Genomic DNA, 18,868 nt, shown 5'->3' on the forward strand with positions numbered 1-18,868 from the left:
GGTTTAGCTTTGGAGCTGATATGAGTAGTAGTGAATCATTAACTAGCGCCATTTATCACGGACAGGTCAGGCATAGACGCTTTACCCCAGCATCGCACCAGTTTGATTACAAGATGTACATGCTAGCACTTGATGTCGATGAAATCCCGAGACTAGAACAACACTCCCTGTGGTTTGGAAAAAAGTGGTACAAACCGCTGCGCTTTTGCCAAAAAGATTATTTGAAAAATGAGCCAGGCTCATTAAAAGACCGTATTATCAATAAAATAGTTAGTCTTGGTGGGGTGATACCGAGCACCAGTGACCAGAAGCAAAACATCAGTATTATCATGCTGTGTCAGTGTCGCTGCTTCGGCATTTACTTCAATCCGGTTAATTTTTACTTTTGTTACAGCGACGACAATTGTCTCTACATGTTGGCAGAAGTAAGTAATACACCGTGGAACGAGCGTCACTATTATTTGATAGATATGAAGCTTTTTGGCAACGACCAAGAGGGTCCTGTAACCTCAGATAAGGCATTTCATGTGTCGCCTTTTATGGACTTAGCAATGGCTTATCATTGGCGCATTAAACCGCCGACTAAAAAGTTGTTAGTACACATTGAAAATCACAAAAATACTGGCAGTGAAACTAAGATTTTTGATGCCACACTCGCGCTAAAAAAGCGTGAGCTAAACAAAATAAATATAGTAAAGACCTTGATCAGTTTTCCGGTGATGACAGTAAAAATATTTGGGGCTATTTATTGGCAAGCGCTAAAGCTTTTTATTAAAAAAGTACCATTTGTCAGTCACCCCAAACACTTGAGTTAAGATCAAATGGTTGGTGCATGATCACTAAACATACTGCCTTAAACAGCAAATAAACAGCACAGTAAACAACAATAACAAACGGCAAATTTATCATGGAACAAATCGACAATACCATTGAAAACAAGTCACTTGAAAGCAAGCCGTTAGGCGTATTTGCCAATTGGCAAATAAACACCTGTCGCAAACTGATGTTCAATCAGTTGAACAAAGTGACCCAAGTGGCGATTGAAATCCATGAACAAGGCCAAGTCACTGTTTTGGGCAACAAAAACGCTGACATCGTCGGCCAAGTTAAGGTCTTAGACCCACAAACTTACAGCCATTTTGTCAAGGGTGGCAGTATTGGCGCAGCAGAAGCCTACATCGAAGGACTGTGGCAAAGCCCTGATTTAACAAAACTAATACAAGCCTTTGCCAAATGCCAAAATGAGCTCGACCAGCTAGAAAAAAGTGGCAACTTTCTCACCAAACTCAAGAATACATGGTTTCACGCCCGCAATAAAAATAGCGAGAGTGGTTCTAAAGGCAATATTCTCGCCCATTATGATTTGGGCAACGAATTGTACACACGATTTCTAGACCCAGAAATGATGTATTCTTCGGCAATATACAATGAAAATGCCAACGACCTAGACAGCGCTCAGCTCAATAAACTGGAAACCATTTGCCAACGCCTAGAACTAAGCGCAGATGATCATTTACTAGAAATTGGCACTGGCTGGGGCGGGCTGGCAATTTATGCCGCCAAAAATTATGGTTGTAGAGTAACCACGACGACAATATCTGACGCTCAATACGAATATGCGAAAGATCGCATCGAGACTTTAGGGCTTGGTGACAAAATCACTTTACTCAATCGCGATTACCGCAAGCTCAACGGCCAATTTGACAAACTTGTTTCAATAGAGATGATTGAAGCGGTTGGCCACCAATACTTTTCAACATTCTTCCAACAATGTAATCAGCGCCTCAAAAAAGGCGGAAAAATGCTATTACAGGCGATTACCATCGCCGACCAGCGCTACCATCATTACATCAACAACGTCGATTTTATTCAGCGTTACATTTTCCCAGGTGGGTGTCTTCCTAGTGTCAGTGTGATGAGTCAACACATTGCGACAAACACCAATATGGTCATTGAACAGTTAGATGACATTGGTTTGGATTACGCAAGAACACTAGCCGATTGGCGTGAGCGCTTTCACGCTAGCTGGCACGAACTTATCGATCATGGCTTTGACGAACGATTTAAGCGTTTATGGGACTATTACTTATGCTATTGCGAAGGTGCTTTTTTAGAACGCGCAACCAGTACCGTTCATTTAGTTGCGCGCAAGCACTAGACATTACCGATCCTAGGTCCTCACTACATACCTACCTAAGCTCTTCAATAAAATAAAAAAGCCGATAACCTAAAGGTTATCGGCGAAAGCCTGGAGATGGCGTAAGAAAAACAAATCAAATAGCTACGTTAACCCAAAAGTTAATGAGTCAATTAACTCTATCTCGTTAACGCCAAACCAATATAACCAAATAGAACTCAAAAAACAACAAATAAAAATAATTCTCATTTATGTTTACTTTGTTTTTTTGCTGTGTAATACTTGTTCACGATTAGAAAGAGCCCATAGATACCGAACCGTATGCTCTATTTATTGTTCAAATTTGGTTCCCCCCAAGCACCAAACACTTGCACACAGGCAATAAATTTACGGTAAGGTATCTTCTCTTCTAACCAACATCTGCCGTCTCGATACTTACAAAAAACTTCGTTAAATCCTTCAATTATATTAATACCCAAACACTGTCTCGTTTTAACAATTTCTTTAGACGCAAAATAAGTTTCTACCCAAATGAAAGTGTTTAAGCCAGTTTGTTTAACTGTACTTCTATTCATTTTTTGAAATTAACAACAAAAATTTTTGTAGCCGCGAAAGCAACTGCTAAGAATAAATAACAACATCGATTAGTAAAAAGAAAAAAGCCGATAACCCAAAGGCTATCGGCGAAAGCCTGGAGATGGCGTAAGAAAAACAAATCAAATAGCTACACTAACCAGACGAATCATGAGTCATTAGTCCCGTCTCGTTAACGCAAAAACACTATAACTAAATTAAATATCAAAAACAACAAATAAAAATAATTCTCATTTGTGTTTACTTTGGTTTTTTACTGTGTAATACTTGCTCTCGATTAGAAAGAGCCCATAGATACCGAGCCGTATGCTCTATTTATTGTTAACATTTGGTTCCCCCCAAGCACCAAACACTTGCACAAAGGCAATAAATTTACAGCGAGGTATCTTCTCTTCTAACCAATGGCATGATTGCTTCCCTATTTTGAAAATAGAGATTCGGTTTAGATAATTTGATTTAGGTCATAAAACCTCTGTCAAATCATTGATATATTGGGTCTCGCTTAAATGTTGTTTTTTCTTTGTCAACACGTGTTTAGCAGGCTCTCCCTTTTTCTTGCTAAGCACGTTTTTTTTTGCTAAAAATTCGCTACTTCCCAACTTATTGCGGCTCTTGTGAAATACACCTTTTTATTTTTCTCGTTATTTATCTCTTTTTTTACGCTTGCTGACAGCCAACAAGAAATTAATCACTTACTCAAGTTTGTCGAAACAACAAGCTGTAGCTACGAGCGCAACGGCAAACAACACACAGGGCAAGAAGCTAAAGAGCACATCATCAAAAAATATCGCTATTTCATCGATGATATCGAGTCAGCTGAAGATTTTATTCGCTTAGCCGCAACTAAGAGTACGTTTTCAGGCAAACACTACCAAGTGCATTGCCCTAATCAAGCCAGCCAAACCAGTAAAGATTGGTTAACCCATGAGTTAAACCAATTTCGAGCAACAAATAAAACGAGCGTTGAAAAATAGTCATTAATGACTTGGCGGTATTGATCTTTCAAGATTAAATTTCGTTTTATCAAAATGTCCTACAGCCAACCTTTATCGCGAGCAATGCGAGCGGCATCTATGCGATTGGTGGCATTGAGCTTAGCGATAGCCTCCGAAAGATAATTGCGCACAGTTCCCTCTGATAAAAACAGCTGACTAGCAATATCAGCAGTTTTTATCCCGTCACTGGCCAAACGCAGCGCTTTGCGCTCTTTGTCTGAAAGCGGATCTTGATCATCAAGCGCGCTTATTGCCAGCTCTGGTTCAATGACTTTTTTACCTTGTGCAACCTTGAGAATTGCTGAGATAAGATATTCCGACGGCGCCTCTTTTAAGACAAAACCTTTAACGCCGGCATTTAGTGCTCGACGAATATAACCGGCTCGACTAAAGGTTGTCATAATAATCGATTTAATCTCTGGCGCTTGTTGAGCTAGCTTTTCAACCAATTCTATTCCAGTCATCTTAGGCATTTCTATGTCCGTCAAAACAATATCAACCGAGTACTGACTGAGCAACGCAAGTGCCTCGATCCCATCACTTGCTTGGCCGACAACCTTGACTTGCTCACTTAGCTCTAGCAAGGCACAAATTGCGCCGCGAACCAATGCTTGGTCCTCAACCACTAAAACACTAATCATGACTTATCCCTCGTTGAGCCGCATTCTGTTGCGCCAGCCGTTCAGGTAACAATATTGCTAATTCGACACCATCATCTGTATTTACGACCATCTCACCACCGAGCTCCAGACAGCGCTCTTGTATTCCGTTGAGGCCATTACCCCAAGCCAGTTGTTTTACTTCACCATTGTCTTTTATCGTCAAGCGATAACCATTATCAAAGACGGTCTTGATACTAACTTGGTTGCCGGTGCTGTGGCGCAAAATATTGGTAACCGCCTCAGTTAACATCAAGGTTAATTGAGTTTCGACCAAGGCGGGCATATCGTTTAAGCGCTGGTCAACATCGACCGCAAAGCCGCCTTGATCCAACCGCTCTACCAATTGCGTTAAGTGATGACTGAGCTTCTTTTGCTTTAAACCCGACACTGCCTCGCGAACTTCGGCCAACACAGTGCGGCTCAACTGCGCTACTTCATTAACTTCAAGCGCGGCGCGCTCAGTTTTATTGGCACTGATTAATTTTTCTGCCAGCTCAGCTTTCAGCGCTATCGATGACAGTGCGTGGCCGATCACGTCGTGTAAATCTCTGGCGATGCGTTCACGCTCAGCAATGGTCGCCAATTGCTCAATTTTTTCAGCGCTGCGCTGTTGCTCAAGCTGATGCTTGCGATCTTTGCGTTCAGCTTGGCCAAAAAAGAATAACCCCAAACTAATAATCAGCGATGGCGCCAAGAAAAACATCGCTAGAAAATCAAACCACCAAGCCGACAGTAAAATTGTAGCAACAACCAAGAACAAACCTTTAACCGCAGTTTTAAAGACAAAGTTAAAGCCAAAAATAAAACTGGCATAACCAAATAGTGCTTGAGTTCCCGGTGTAAAGGCAGTACCAACAAAACAGACTATTAACATCGTCAGAAGCAGCGGAGTTACTCGCTCTGCTTGGGTTTTACTCGCCTTTAGATACAACCACAAGAATGCGACATAGGTCACTAAAGCGCCGACAACAATAGTCAAACTGACGGGTTGTAAGCCAAAAACTAGCGGCAAAAAATAAAAACTTGAAAAAGTCAGCGAAATCCAACTCCAGTAACTTTTGTTACTAGTCGCCAAACTTTGGTTTAACCTAATCGTGTCCTTCATACCCCGTCCAATTCTAAAAATATTAATGTCATACACAACAAGAGCTAAGCCAACATAGCATATACCATTCCGCATAGATAATTGACCGCTCAGAGCGCCATGAGCGACACTAGAACAAACAAAATGAGAGAAAATATAGTCGTTCTCGGTTTTATTTCCTAAGTTGCTCTACCTTCTGCATCCATGTAGTCGTAAGTAGAACTTATTTTGTACAGTTATCATGTTGCTCCATGTACTCCCTTCGGGCGAGTTTTAAAGGCTTATATGCCGCGTTATTGATTTTAACAAGGGAGTAACCATTCTTTGCAATCAATGCCTTGCCTCTAAGCCTTTAAATTCTCGCTGAGTGACCAATTACTTATCCGGATTGGTATTAGTTCTTACAAACTAACAACAAGATAAATTAGTTTTTACTTTTTAGCATCTTAGCCCAACCATAATCTGGTGCTAACTCTATTGCTCGTTGCCAATCGGCTTGTGCTTGCTCCCCGTTATTGAGCGCCAACTGGGCTAAGCCGCGCCAAACATAAGCTTCTTCATACCCCCAGTGGTAACCAGAGTTTTGGTCTGCTTGATAAAACTCAATGGCATCGTCAAACGCTTTTATTGCCGATGATTTACTGCCACCAAAAATGGCAGGGGTTTGGTAGTCACTAATTCCCTGTACTAAATGAACGCGCGGATTTTCAGGTGCCAGAGCCTTTGCCTGTTCAAGCACTGACGCAGACTTAACACCGTAATACGCACCTTTGTAGGGTTTTAACGCAATTTGGAAGCCGTACACTTGAGCCAACAAAATCATGGTTTCAACATCTTCAGTATTTGATTCGAGACGACTTTCAAGTATGACCATGGCTTGGTCTAGATAGCGCTTAGAAGACTTATTGTCACCGACGACACTCTCGGTAACCGCTAATCGGTAGAGCGCAAATGCTTGATCATAACCCTGGTATTGTTCAGTCAAGGTGGCAAGTTTAGTGCTGTCTAAACTTCTTGCTGATTGCTCGATAAGGTTGATTTCAGTTTGACCAGCTAAGGCGCTAGTCGATAAGATAGCCGACGCTAAAATAAATTTTTTAATCATGATATTCCTTCCTATTTAGAGTTAAATGCTGCCTTTACAAGACGGAACTAGTATCAGAAATATCAATAGAGAAGATTAGAGGCAATTGTCAGCAATTAATGATGACAAATGTCATTAATTCATCATGAAAATAGACTATACCAAATACAGCTTAGAAGAACTGTTTGACGTTGCTCAACATATTGACGCCGAGCAGTTTCCCGAACGCAAAGCGCAATTAGATGCAGAAATTCTTCGTCGTCAGAACTCTGAGGAATGGCGCGAGTTTGAACAAGCATCAGAGTCTGACGACGATTATTGGGAACAGGACTCAGATGATTTTGTCATCGAGTTTAATTCAGAGCAAAAATCACTGCGCTGGAGTTTTATTGGTGTTATTGCAGTGGTCATAATGTTCTTAAGCTACAAGGCATTTCGCATATATCAGATTCCAAGCTTGAATGAATTGCACCAATATCAAAGCTACATTGAAAATGCTCGCTGCCTAACAACTATAGAAATAGACGAAGAAACCGACAAACAGTATTACCACTACGATTTAAAACTCGTGAGTTTTGAGCAAAGCTTTTTCGCAATCAACCTGCCTGAACGCCAGTGTAAAACACTCGCTAAAAAGCTCAATCGCTTTCAGTTGGTTAATATATGGCACCAAGAGGGATTGATATATCAACTTGAGGATAAAAAGCAAAAAACGCTGCTCAACTATGAGATTATGTCAGTCAGAATAAAAAATTGGCGTGTTAGTGAAGCATTGCCTTATACCTTTTTTATATTGGTAGTATTGGGCTTTTTTGGTAAGTCAATCGCCAACGCCGCAATGCCAGGTACTTTTGTCCGCGACGATTAACTTACTTTAATATACTCAAAGCACTTCAAGACGCATGATTACAACTGATACAAACGCTGCATTCTTGTAACAAAGGCTTCAGCAAATCGCTGAGGTGAATTTTCATCCATATTAAAATACAGGGAAGGTTCAATTAATTCCGCTTCCATTAAGGCGAAACCATCGCCGCTGCGAACGTAATCAACACGGGCATATAAGAGGTTTTCACCAATTGCGCTAAGTGTTTTCTCCGCCGCTTGAGTCAAAGCAAGTTCAGGCTCAATCAAGGTAAGACGCCCACCATGCTCTTCTTGTACGCGAAAATCATCCGGTTTTGGCGTTTTTAAAATCGCATGGCTATATTGGCCATCAAAGTAAAACAACGAGTATTCACCCTCTTGGGTAATTGCCGGCATAAAGGGCTGAACCATAAATTCTCTGCTGGCAAACACGTCTGCTAATTCAGCACTATAGTCTTGATAATTTGCACGTGTTAGCCAATAAGTGTTGTCAGCGCCAGCGCTAATACAAGGCTTGATAACTAGTTGCTCGGTATCGAACTGGTCAAATAACGCTTCAAGCGCTAATTCAGAATAATTTTGATGCCAAGCTGTTGGCACAATGGCGACACCTTGTTGTTCCAAACCAGCCAAATAGCGCTTATCAATATTGTTTTTCACAATGGCTAGGCTGTTTTCGAGTACCGCATTTGACGCTTCAATATCGGCTAATACTTGTAAGAATTGTTCGGCATCGTTTTGATAATCCCACGGCGAACGTATTATCACCACCAAGTATTGGTTCCAGTCAACATCGACCTTGCGCCATGAAACAAACTCAGCTTGCCAGCCAAGTGCTGCCAACGGTTCTATCAATAAGTCGTCATAAGCTTCATAGTCATCAAGACAGTCCATGGTCAAAATAGCGCACTTTTTCATTATTTACTCCGATATTAAACAGAGCTGTAGTCTGCCCTAGAGCAGCTTAAAAATAAAGCGTGCGACCAATAAAGACCGTGACCAAAAACTATCATCGCTAATTGCTGATCAATTCAGCTTCAACAATTAATCGGTAAGGCGTGCTTTGGTCACTTTGCTGAAATTGATTGGTATTGAAACACGTGACTAGGTACAGTGTTTTGCTGCTAGCTTGGTAAACAAACTGATGGGTTTGGGTATCAAATAAATAGCGCGCACTCACGCGATACTCGCTCGCCTTTTTGCCAGCGCTTTGATAACGAATAGTATCTCCAACGATTAACTTATCGAGGCCGTCAAAATGCGTGTCATTGTGACCGGCAATAAATATGCTACTGCCCTCGTCTGTATTACTGATTGAAGTTGCCATTAACCCCGGAGCAAATGCTAATGCCTGTCCTGAGTCTCGGTTAACCACGATTTGATCAAGCGTTATCTTTGGTATGGTGAGCCGCGCAACGGGGTAAAAGTCAGCCCAATGCCAAGGCTTATATTGCGCTAATATTTGCTCAGTTAACTGTAACTGCGATCCGTTCTGGATCGCCGTTTGCTGTTCAATTTGCTGCCAACTTGATATCAATAAATATTGGGCAAGCTCTGCCTTTACTGAAATATACGCCATTTTCGACAAATAATAGCCAGAGCACAGTAACGGGACTAACCATACCAAATGAACAACCTTGCTTAGCTTGCTGATAACATTATCGCCATCGGTTTCTGGCTTACCAATTAACATCACCATAATCCAGTTTTATTAAGAGTTAATACGGATTAGTTGCTTTCTCCTTAGCCAATAAAATAGCCAACCGATTGCGCCGACTATTGCCCAAATCAGTGCTTGAAATTGATAGTAAGGTGCCAGCGTCGCAGTTGCTGGCACTGAATTTAACGCCAATTGTTGAGCTTGAATATTGACGCGCTGAGCTTGCTGTTTGGCCGACAAAGATCCTTTAGGTTTAGCTGTCACTAATTTTTTACTGTGCAATCGATCATCTCTTTCTGGTTTGCGACTGACTTTTTGTTCTACAGCGACAAAGCTGGTCACAGGCGAGAGTAATTGATATTCGAGTGCCAACGATAAAATCTGGCTGCTAAGTGAGTCTTGCTGCTCTTGCTCAATATTGCTATCTCGACTTTGTCGGCGTTTTTGCATCAGTAACTCATTGAGTTGTTGTTTTGCCCACCAGGTCGAAATTGACCGTTTATCAGGGCTTACCGAGTTATCGGCTGATTCTGGTTCACGGATCGCATTGGGTAAAACCACTTTCTGCTGCCATTTTCTATCAGCTATGTCACCGTGCACGATCAATGATTGTTGCTGTGCGAGTTCTTTTACCATGTTTTGTTGAGAGCCTTGTTGAAAGTTTTGTTGAAAGCCTTGTTCAGTGGTTTTTTCTGCGCCTAGCTGCCTCGGCCAACGGGCGCTGATCATCAAAGGCTGAGTGTGATACAGATCAGGTAATTTTTTTGGATACATCTCAACGTGTTCAATCGGCCAATCGGCTGCCAGATTGACAAAAACCGGACGATTGATTTGTCTGAAGAAATTCGACATTTGCTCGGCAACTTCATTGAGCGTACTGATATTGCGATAGCTGCCACGACCCGCTTGCGCTGCACCTTCCATAAAATAACTGTTAGGCGCTGAACCTATGCCTATGGTATGAAGCCGACTATCAAGCAGCTGCTGCTCGATGTAATTCATTAATTCCGCTTCATTACTGACGGCACCATCGGTAATAAACACCACTTGTCTTAGCCAAGGTTTTTGGCTTTCAATACCCAGTGCTTTTTCTAGTGGTGGTCTCATGTTGGTGCCACCACCGGCGTTAAGGGCATTAACCCAGTCTAAAGCATAGGCTTTATTGTGATTAGTGGCATCAAGAGAATATTCCGACATCGCGTGGGTATCTGAACTAAAGGCAATAACATTGAATTTATCGTTGTGATTGAGCTGGTTAATGGCGTAACTCAGTGCCTTTTTCGCCTGTTTAATTGAGCTGCCACCCATCGATCCAGAAACATCAATAATGTAAATCATCTCCTGTGCGATATTAGTTTTTGGTTGTTGGCTCGGTGGTACTAGCATTAGCAAGCCGTATTGATAGTTTTTATCTTCCTCAGTAAACCAAAGCATTTGCGGCTGCTCGCTAACAGGTAAACGCCAGTTCAGCTCAAAATCACGGTCCATCGCAATATTGCGTTCAGACAGTCGAATGTCACTGCGTGTTTGACCATAATTTTTCTCTATTTTGTGATAGCGACTAGCAACCATCGCTAGAGGTGTTTGATGATGTAACACAACATTAATGTTTGCTTGTTGCCACGGCGCAGAATCGGCTTGTACAGGGGTTAAGTGCTCGTTGTCGGTAACCGACTGGCGATAACGATGACGAGCTTGGCTGAGTTGAATGTCAGTTGATCGGCCATGCTGACGCTCAGTTAGTGTTTGTTGAAAATCGTCAATTTCTAGGCCCGACTGAACAAACAATAATTCCCTACCAAGCTTTTGGGCAAGGTCAGTTCTGGGAATAAACCTTGGCGTTATTGTCAAAGGTATACGCAGCGAAAACTCGCCTTGCTGATAGTGAACCAATTGCTGAAAGCTAATCTCAACACTGATACTCTGCTTAGGGCCGATATTAGCAACTTTGGTGGTAAACAAATTGGGCCGTTGTTGACTAACTAAACTCGCTTTTTTTCCCTGTCGCTTAGCTTGTTGGTAAACTTTTTTGGCTTTTTGTTTTTCCTCTATTTTACCAACCACGACCCGATCGCCAATTTTCATCAACATGCTGTCAACTGCGGCGCCATTAGCTAAAGGATAAATGTAAACAGCTTCAACCCAGTCGTCACTTTGGTTGTGAAATGTTTGCGTTAAGGTTGTTCTTGCCAACATGCCCTTAATTTCAACGTTATAGTCACTGTTCTGGGCTAGAGATACCTGATATCCATCTGAGTGTTTGATAAATAAAGTACCACTGGTGATGTCTTGATACGGGATTTCGGTCAGGTGCTGCTGGCTGGCTTTTGTATTGGCACTTAGTACCAAGGCAATACCCGCCAGTGTTAGGTAAATAAAATTCAAGTAAGGTTTGTTCATTGTCATGGCTCCGTGCTAAGTCACGACAATTATCGTTGAGTAATAAAGACAACTAACGGCGCTAAAAAGGCAAAGCAATGAGCAATTATGGCGAAAAAATAGCAGCCCAATCGCTCATATTCACTTGCTCACATTAGTTTGTTCATATTAGCTTTCACGAACCAAACACAATCTTAAAGGTGATTTAATTTTACAAAGGAGAGAGGTGAATATTAATGATTGTGAAATCGCGACCAGGTTAATAAACACTCGCGAAAATCTTCTAGGCCACAGCTCGCTTGCTCAGTATTGTCATAATCAAAGCCGTCGGCGGCTAAATGCTCTGGCATCATACCATTGAGGGTTGATTGACCGTCTTCGACACTGGCATTGGTTTGAATAACCACTTCATCGCGATAAACCGTTATCGCGTATTCTTGACCAGCAATGGTTTGCTCTTGACCGGATTTGTCCGCTTGCTCAATGGCATTTAACACTCGAGTGAGCTTAGCTTGGTCATTAGCTAACTCCACCTCTAGCCAAGCGCCAATCACTTGGTGCTCTAAAGAAAACTTTGCCCGCACAGCGCCGGTGGTGGCATCGTAAATATATTCGTATTCCATTTAAACCCTAGTTATCTGTTTAGGTGGGTAATTGGCTATAGCATATAACTGCTTACTATTCATACTAGGCTAACCTAATTACCAGTATTGCTGTATAATGACGTTAATGTCAGAGATAAGATCAAAATAATTTATTTGATACTGTTTAGTGTAGCAAAAAAATAACAACAACATTCAATTGGCATCACTACCAAGTCATCACCCTTGTAGAAATAAGACGGTTGCTAATGTTATCGAATCACCTATTTTTGTTATTGTGCTTAGTATGTGCACTGGCTTTACCTGTTAAAGCCGAAACCGTTAAGGTCGCGGTATATCTTGAACCTCCATTTGCCGAAATAAAAGGTGACACCTTTGTCGGCGACAATGTTGAACTGGCAAAACTATTTGCCGACGGCATAGGTGCCGATGTTCGCTTTTTACAGTGTCCATTTGCCCGCTGTATGTCGATGGTAAAATCAGGTCAAGCCGATATGATCTTTGGTATTAAGCGCACTGCCGCGCGTGAAAAAGACTATGCGTTTTTGAGCCAAGCCTATCGTATTCAGCACTATCCACTGCATTTTTATACCTTAAAGTCACGCCAACTCGATATTAACAACTATCGAGATTTGCAAGACTTAACCATAGGCGTACTGCGCGGTGGCTTGTACTACGATCAATTTGATCAGGACAAAAGTCTCAATAAAATCGCGGTAACCTCTCGAACTCAGCTGATTGATATGTTGCTCAAAGGCCGTATTGACACATTTCTTGAGCGTGAAGAGTCTGTGATTCCACTGATCAGCGATTTAGATCAACAGGCCAATATTACCCCTGCTAAATATAACTATGATCAATTAGTAGAAGTTCATGTCGCTTTATCAAAGCGCAGCTTTATCTACCAATACAAAGATTTGCTCTCAAGTAATCTCAATAATTACCTAGCAAATGGCGATATTGAAAAGATCATTTCACACCACGTAGCCGGTAACCATAACGCGACAATTTTGGCTCGCTAATTTTGGCAACTTAATTGCCCCAGAACACATTGAACTAAAAAGTCTATCAGCGGTCTTTATTATACCGATAATAACAAGGACCGCTGCTTGAAAAACAAAGACTTATCCATAGCGATTGTTCTATCGGTTATTGTTCACTTGCTCATTTTTGGCTCATTAACTGAGTTATCACCATCGTCCCCAAAGACCAATAAAATCAGTACTGATTCCAAGCAGCTACAGCAAAAAGCAGAAATAAAAAGCTACCTATACCGCAAGCCTATTAAGTCGGCTAAACCTAAGGTTGTAATAACGCCAACCCAAAATACCTCCTCCAAATCAAGAGCCAAAGAAGTTGTAACAAAAGCGGCTAAAGCGTTAAAAGCGCCTGAACAGGCGACAACGAAAGAAAGCCCCAAAAGCCAAGAAGCTGCGGCTGAACCAAGTAAAGTTGATAAAATACCCGCTGTAACACGCAGTGTCGTACCTAGCACACAAAGCTACAAAAATAATGTTGCCAAGCCCAAACAATCGCCGACCAGCTCACTACAGCAGTTAGAACAATTAAGAAAATCTATTGATGCCGCGAATATAAATAAAGATCTCGAACAACGCTTCGCCACCAGATCTCATTCGATGATGCATCTACCACTGGCGCCCGTGCCTAAATCTAATATTGTTCAATCAAGGGAGCAAAAACGACAGGCTAACACCACAGATTACGGCAGTGATATTAAAATAATTAAAGGTGATAATGGCTTTTGTAGCAAAGAACAAAAGCTCGATATTGGTGGTTCACAAAGTATTACGACTGTGCAGCACTTTAAGTGCGGTGAGAGTAAAGATGAAAAGTACTTTCACGAACATATGGCCAAGCACATGGCTAGGTACCTTCCCAAAAAGCATTCTACAAAGAATGCTCAGTAGTACCCAGCCACAGTGATAATGCTAAACTACTTTACCGGCACCAGCTTAACGATGCGATGTGATTTTTGGCCTTTGTCATTTAGCGCAATATACAAATAACCATCAGGCCCGCTAGCAACATCGCGAATACGCCCTTCGCCTTTTAAGATAATTTCGTCTTCAACCACTTCTGAACCTGAGGTTTTTAACCTGTGCAGTTCTTGCATCCCCAAACTCGCGGCAAATAACTGATTATTCCACGCGGGAAATTTGTCTCCCTGATAAAAGTTAATACCGGCAACAGCAATAGAAGGTGTCCAATAGTGCTTAGGTGACTCCATCCCTGCCATTTCTGTATGCATGGTCAAAGGTGAACCATCGTAGTTCATACCATAACTAACTTTCGGCCAGCCGTAATTCAAGCCTTTGCTGATAACATTTATTTCATCGCCACCTCTAGGCCCGTGTTCACTCGACCAGAGTTCTTTGGTGACAGGGTTTATTGCCATGCCTTGTGGGTTTCGGTTGCCATAAGTCCAAATGGTTTCAACAGCGTCAGCTTGTTTGACAAACGGATTGTCTTTAGGCACTTGACCATTTTTGTGAATTCGATGAATTTTGCCGCCTTGCCACTCAAGTGACTGGGCTCGTTCGCGATGAGCTTCATCGCCGTATGAAAAATACAAATAATCACCAGCAAAGGCAAAGCGAGAGCCAAAGTGTCGACCGCGATTAATGTGCTTGTCTTGAGGTGGTTGATACAGCACTTGATGTTGCTGCCATTGACCGTTTTTAATTTTACCTCGGGCAACAGCTAATGCGCCAGCAGTGCCGTTTTCACTGTATGAATACGACAAGTAAATCCAACCGTTTTTGTCATAATCGGGATCTACGGCAACGTCAAGCATACCACCTTGCCCCTGTTGCCAAACCTTAGGCGTATTGGCAATAACCGTTTGCTTATCCCCCTGCACTAGCACTAAATTACCTGAACGCTCGGTAAACAGTAAATCGCCGCTGGGCAAGAAATCAAACGCCCAGATAATTTGTTGCGAATTGGCAACCGTTTGCATTGAAAAATCGTGATGCTTGCTGCTAAACCTGTCATTGCCCTTATTACTTTTGCTCTTATTGCTCTTGGTCGCGGCCTGTTGTTTGAGATAACGAGATTCTCGAATTAATACCACCAAAGTGCGAATTTCTTGATCGGATAACTTACCACCCATGGCCGGCATCGCGGTATTAGCTAAACCGTGTTTAATGGCATTGGCAAGGGCTTTGTCAGTGCCGTCCGTTACCCATTCATCATCGAGTAAAGAGCCCGCCATGCCTCCTTGCAATTTATCACCATGACACGATGCACAATTTTCTTGAAAAAGAGACTTAACATCACCTTTGCCCAGCAGTCGATTAGCGCTCGCTTCACTAGACATAAACAAGCTAGTCATTGAAAGCGTTGCTACAGCAAACGTCAGTACGGCCGCGCGACCGACAACACTGGCATAATATCCATTTCTAGGTTTAGTCTTGATGCCTTTATTGACACTATTTTGGTGGCAAATAGTCATTGATTTATTCTCCCCAAACTATCGCGTTTACATTGGCCGCGATTCATTATTATTATCTGATGATAGTCACGTCACTTTAGTATACGTACTCAGTCGAGCTCTCGGGTAAAAATATCGATGAATGGTAAAAAAGCTTAGGCCAAAGCCAAACATTTATAAAATTGAAGCGTATACAATAACAACAAAAATAACTATTCAAACTCTGTCTCTTTAACCAAGTAAATTGGCGAGTACAAAATCAAGCAAACAGCAAACAGCGAATAACAATAAAATGACAAAACCAAGAAGAGCAAATGGGCGTTTTCATTACCTGACACTATTACCGACAATCGCCGTAGCAAGCTTGCCATTAATGGCACAAGAGCAAGCGTTAGCGCAAGAGCAAACGCTTGCTGTAGCTAATCAAGCAACTATCTCAGCGAACAAGCAAGCCAACAATACTACCAATGAAGGCTTAACCGAAATTATTGTCACTACCGCCAACCGCGCGCAAGTCCTTCACAGCCAATTAATTGGTAATACCGACTACCTCAATGAAGCCGTCATTGAAACAACCAATGCCGAACACTTAAATCAGCTCTTGGCCTCAAGCGCAGGCACTTGGCTCAGTCGTGGTAATGGTCAGGAATCATTATTGTCAATTCGTTCACCCGTACTCACGGGCCCCGGGTCATGTGCAGAGTTTTTAACGTTGCAAGATGGCATTGCCCTGCGCGCCAGTGGTTTTTGCAACGTCAATCAACTATTCGACAGCCACTTTGAACAGGCAAGTAGTGTCGAAGTTGTCAAAGGGGTTAATAGTGCCCACTACGGTAGCAATGCGATTCACGGCGTAATCAGCATCAATAGCCCGACTTATCAAGCCGGAAAACGGGTCGCATTAGAATACGGCGCCAACGATTACCGCAGAGTGAAAGCGCTTTTTTCAAGTGACAACAACGGAGAAAATCAAGACGATGCCTTTAATCTCGCACTCACCGCCAGTAAAAGTGGCGGTTTTCAAGATTCCTCAGGATATGAACAGCAAAAGCTATCTGCCAACTATCTGCATCACATTAACGACTGGCAAATCGATCACAAATTTACCCTGAGCCATCTAAACCAGCAGACCGCAGGTTTTCTTCAACAAGGCGAAAACAGCTATCGAAATCGTCAGTTACTACGAATCAACGAGTTTCCAGACGCGTACCGAAATGCCTTTTCAGCTCGCTACCTGAGTAGAATCAGTTTACAAACAGAAAACAGTCAGTGGCAAATAACGCCTTATTTGCGCAGCAATCACATGGACTTTTTATTGCACTTTTTACCGGGTACGCCAGTTGAAGAAAATGGTCACGACAGCATCGGCCTTCAAGTTCAGTACCAACGAGACCTGAATGAGCAGCTGACCTGGCGCAGCGGCGTCGACCTAGAAGCGACAGACGGCTATTTGCGACAGTTTCAGGCCGAGCCAACCCAAACTGGTTCTGCATTTCTCAATGCAGTATTGCCGCAAGGTCAACAATACGACTACGATATTCAAAGTGAAAATGCGGCGTTTTACAGCAGCGTAGACTGGCAACCAAATGATAAATGGCGAACCAATATTGCGTTGAGGTTTGATACCATTTCCTACGATTACGATAATCATTTACTCGACGGTAATACCCGCGACGACGGCACTGAGTGTGGCTTTGGCGGCTGCCGCTACACCCGACCTGCCGATCGCCAAGACAACTTCAACGATTGGTCGTATAGCCTAGGTGTGAGTTATCAAGTGGCATCGTCGAGCTTATTGTACTTGAGTTTAGACAAGGGCTTTCGGGCACCTCATACTTCAGAGTTATATCGTCTGCAAAACGGTCAGCAAATTGCTGATATTGACGGTGTAAACGCAAAACAAGCTGAGCTCGGTTACCGTTTAACTCAGCACAATATATTTATTGAAGCCAACACTTTTTACCTGATAAAAACAGACGGTATTTTACAAACCAGCGATCGCGAATATATCAATGGTTTAGATACGACTCACAAAGGCGTTGAACTCAGTGCAAATTGGCAGTTCAATGACCAATGGCAGTGGCTGACAAACGCCAGCTGGACCGAACACAAATACGATAACAACCCCGTTAACGGCAATACAAGCACCGGCGGTGATAATGTGACTTTACTCGAAGGGAACTTCGTCGACACAGCACCAAAATTAATCGCCTCAACCAGCCTTAACTGGCAACCGAATGAACAATTAAGCGTCAATATTCAGTGGCAGTATTTAGACGATTACTTCCTCAATCCGCAAAATACCGAGCGCTATTCAGGTCACGATCTCACCCACCTGCGCTTGCATTATAAAATAAGTAAGCAATGGAAACTCAGTTTAAGAGTTAACAACTTATTTGACCAACGCTATGCTGAGCGCGCTGACTTTGCTTTTGGCAACCACAGATACTTTGTCGGTTTACCGCGCAATAGCTATATAGAGGCTAGTTACCAATTTTAGTCGTCGTTGATTATAACGATTAATTCGGTAACATTAACTTCGACACTCAGGTGGATTTTTCACCTGAGTGTTTTTAATTTTACTCATTCTTAACGTATTTTCGAGCACTATTTTGACCACTATTTTTAGCATTGCTGTAGACTTCTTATCCATCCAGAATACCTTAATCACCATTCCCCTCGGCAGTGGCTATCAGCTGTCATGGATTGAAGCGGTAGCGACAATGTTTGGTTTACTGTGTATTTGGTATGCCAGTCAAGCCAAGCTGATTAACTTTTTCTTTGGCATTGTTAACGTTAGTCTGTTCGCGGTGATTTTTTACCAAATCCAACTTTACGGCTTACTGATGCTACAGGTGTTTTTTTTATTGGCTAATATCTATGGCTGGTATGCCTGGCAGGCCAAAAACGATTGTGATGAAACCCTTGAAATACGTTGGCTGACTAGGGAAAAGTGCTTTATTGCTATCGCGTTTACCGCACTCGCTGTCGCGGCCTTAACCTACGCAATAGATCCTGTTTTTCAAGCACTGACCAATGCTGTTATCAGCTTACTCAACGGCCTTGGTATTGAGCAAGCAGCTGTCACTGTTGAGCCCGACGTTTACCCGTTTTGGGATGCATCAATAACAATAATGTCGGTCGTGGCACAAATTCTGATGACGCGAAAATACGTCGAAAACTGGCTACTATGGATGGTCGTCAATGTTATCAGTGTTGGTGTTTATATCGCACAAGGGGTGTATGTGTTAGCACTCGAATACACCTTAGTATTTTTTATCGCTGCCAACGGTTTTAGGCATTGGCAGCGACAAGCGAAGAGTATTCAAGCTCCAACCAGTAAATAGCCG

General features: G+C 42.4%; 16 protein-coding genes. 8 read left to right on the forward strand and 8 right to left on the reverse strand.

Annotated elements, in window-relative coordinates; genetic code table 11:
* Nucleotides 1-20 precede the first annotated feature (20 nt).
* From J7384_RS12480 to J7384_RS12490, 3 genes are all read left to right on the forward strand, one after another.
* Nucleotides 21-815, forward strand: a complete 795-nt coding sequence (locus J7384_RS12480; RefSeq protein ID WP_209114513.1) for a DUF1365 domain-containing protein — start codon at nt 21-23, stop codon at nt 813-815.
* 92 nt (nt 816-907) lie between these two features.
* On the forward strand, nt 908-2,158 hold the full coding sequence (locus J7384_RS12485; protein ID WP_209114515.1) for a cyclopropane-fatty-acyl-phospholipid synthase family protein: 1,251 nt from the start codon (nt 908-910) through the stop codon (nt 2,156-2,158).
* A gap of 1,187 nt (nt 2,159-3,345) precedes the next feature.
* Nucleotides 3,346-3,705: a DUF5329 family protein gene (locus J7384_RS12490; RefSeq protein ID WP_209114517.1), complete on the forward strand. Its 360-nt coding sequence runs from the start codon at nt 3,346-3,348 to the stop codon at nt 3,703-3,705.
* A 59-nt stretch (nt 3,706-3,764) separates the two neighbouring features.
* Here the strand turns inward: J7384_RS12490 and J7384_RS12495 are convergent, their stop codons facing one another.
* The 3 genes from J7384_RS12495 to J7384_RS12505 form a co-directional block, all read right to left on the reverse strand.
* The gene (locus J7384_RS12495) at nt 3,765-4,367 is read right to left on the reverse strand and encodes a response regulator transcription factor (RefSeq protein WP_209114519.1); all 603 of its coding nucleotides are present in this window, start codon (nt 4,365-4,367) and stop codon (nt 3,765-3,767) included.
* Entirely contained in the window at nt 4,360-5,493 is a 1,134-nt protein-coding gene (locus tag J7384_RS12500) for a sensor histidine kinase (protein ID WP_209114522.1), read from the reverse strand. The genes J7384_RS12495 and J7384_RS12500 overlap by 8 nt, the downstream gene beginning before the upstream one ends.
* A gap of 403 nt (nt 5,494-5,896) precedes the next feature.
* Entirely contained in the window at nt 5,897-6,577 is a 681-nt protein-coding gene (locus J7384_RS12505; RefSeq protein ID WP_209114524.1) for a tetratricopeptide repeat protein, read from the reverse strand.
* Nucleotides 6,578-6,701: 124 nt separating this feature from the next.
* Here J7384_RS12505 and J7384_RS12510 point away from each other — a divergent pair, with 124 nt between their 5' ends.
* On the forward strand, nt 6,702-7,424 hold the full coding sequence (locus J7384_RS12510; RefSeq protein ID WP_209114526.1) for a hypothetical protein: 723 nt from the start codon (nt 6,702-6,704) through the stop codon (nt 7,422-7,424).
* A 38-nt stretch (nt 7,425-7,462) separates the two neighbouring features.
* On the opposite strand, the gene J7384_RS12515 is transcribed toward J7384_RS12510, so the two are convergent.
* The 4 genes from J7384_RS12515 to J7384_RS12530 all read right to left on the reverse strand — a co-directional run bounded on the left by J7384_RS12515 (nt 7,463) and on the right by J7384_RS12530 (nt 12,085).
* Nucleotides 7,463-8,341, reverse strand: coding sequence for a hypothetical protein (locus J7384_RS12515; protein ID WP_209114529.1), 879 nt, complete (start codon nt 8,339-8,341; stop codon nt 7,463-7,465).
* 97 nt (nt 8,342-8,438) lie between these two features.
* Nucleotides 8,439-9,116, reverse strand: coding sequence for a sortase (locus J7384_RS12520; RefSeq protein WP_209114531.1), 678 nt, complete (start codon nt 9,114-9,116; stop codon nt 8,439-8,441).
* Nucleotides 9,117-9,134: 18 nt separating this feature from the next.
* Nucleotides 9,135-11,483 (reverse strand): marine proteobacterial sortase target protein, encoded by a 2,349-nt coding sequence (locus J7384_RS12525; RefSeq protein WP_209114533.1) that lies wholly within the window; start codon nt 11,481-11,483, stop codon nt 9,135-9,137.
* Between the two features lie 212 nt (nt 11,484-11,695).
* Nucleotides 11,696-12,085, reverse strand: a complete 390-nt coding sequence (locus J7384_RS12530; protein WP_209114535.1) for a YacL family protein — start codon at nt 12,083-12,085, stop codon at nt 11,696-11,698.
* Between the two features lie 227 nt (nt 12,086-12,312).
* Here J7384_RS12530 and J7384_RS12535 point away from each other — a divergent pair, with 227 nt between their 5' ends.
* Nucleotides 12,313-13,086 carry a transporter substrate-binding domain-containing protein gene (locus J7384_RS12535; RefSeq protein WP_209114537.1) on the forward strand — a complete coding sequence of 258 codons (774 nt, stop codon included), beginning with the start codon at nt 12,313-12,315 and terminating at the stop codon, nt 13,084-13,086.
* Between the two features lie 87 nt (nt 13,087-13,173).
* Nucleotides 13,174-13,992, forward strand: a complete 819-nt coding sequence (locus J7384_RS12540; RefSeq protein ID WP_209114539.1) for a hypothetical protein — start codon at nt 13,174-13,176, stop codon at nt 13,990-13,992.
* 26 nt (nt 13,993-14,018) lie between these two features.
* On the opposite strand, the gene J7384_RS12545 is transcribed toward J7384_RS12540, so the two are convergent.
* The gene (locus tag J7384_RS12545) at nt 14,019-15,539 is read right to left on the reverse strand and encodes a PQQ-dependent sugar dehydrogenase (RefSeq protein WP_209114541.1); all 1,521 of its coding nucleotides are present in this window, start codon (nt 15,537-15,539) and stop codon (nt 14,019-14,021) included.
* A 271-nt stretch (nt 15,540-15,810) separates the two neighbouring features.
* Here J7384_RS12545 and J7384_RS12550 point away from each other — a divergent pair, with 271 nt between their 5' ends.
* Nucleotides 15,811-18,018 carry a TonB-dependent receptor gene (locus J7384_RS12550; RefSeq protein WP_209114544.1) on the forward strand — a complete coding sequence of 736 codons (2,208 nt, stop codon included), beginning with the start codon at nt 15,811-15,813 and terminating at the stop codon, nt 18,016-18,018.
* A gap of 112 nt (nt 18,019-18,130) precedes the next feature.
* The gene (gene pnuC, locus J7384_RS12555; RefSeq protein ID WP_247741777.1) at nt 18,131-18,865 is read left to right on the forward strand and encodes a nicotinamide riboside transporter PnuC; all 735 of its coding nucleotides are present in this window, start codon (nt 18,131-18,133) and stop codon (nt 18,863-18,865) included.
* Nucleotides 18,866-18,868: the final 3 nt, after the last annotated feature.

Origin of the sequence: Endozoicomonas sp. G2_1, assembly GCF_017744155.1 — a bacterium.
Classification (GTDB): Bacteria; Pseudomonadota; Gammaproteobacteria; order Enterobacterales; family Alteromonadaceae; genus JAGHQT01.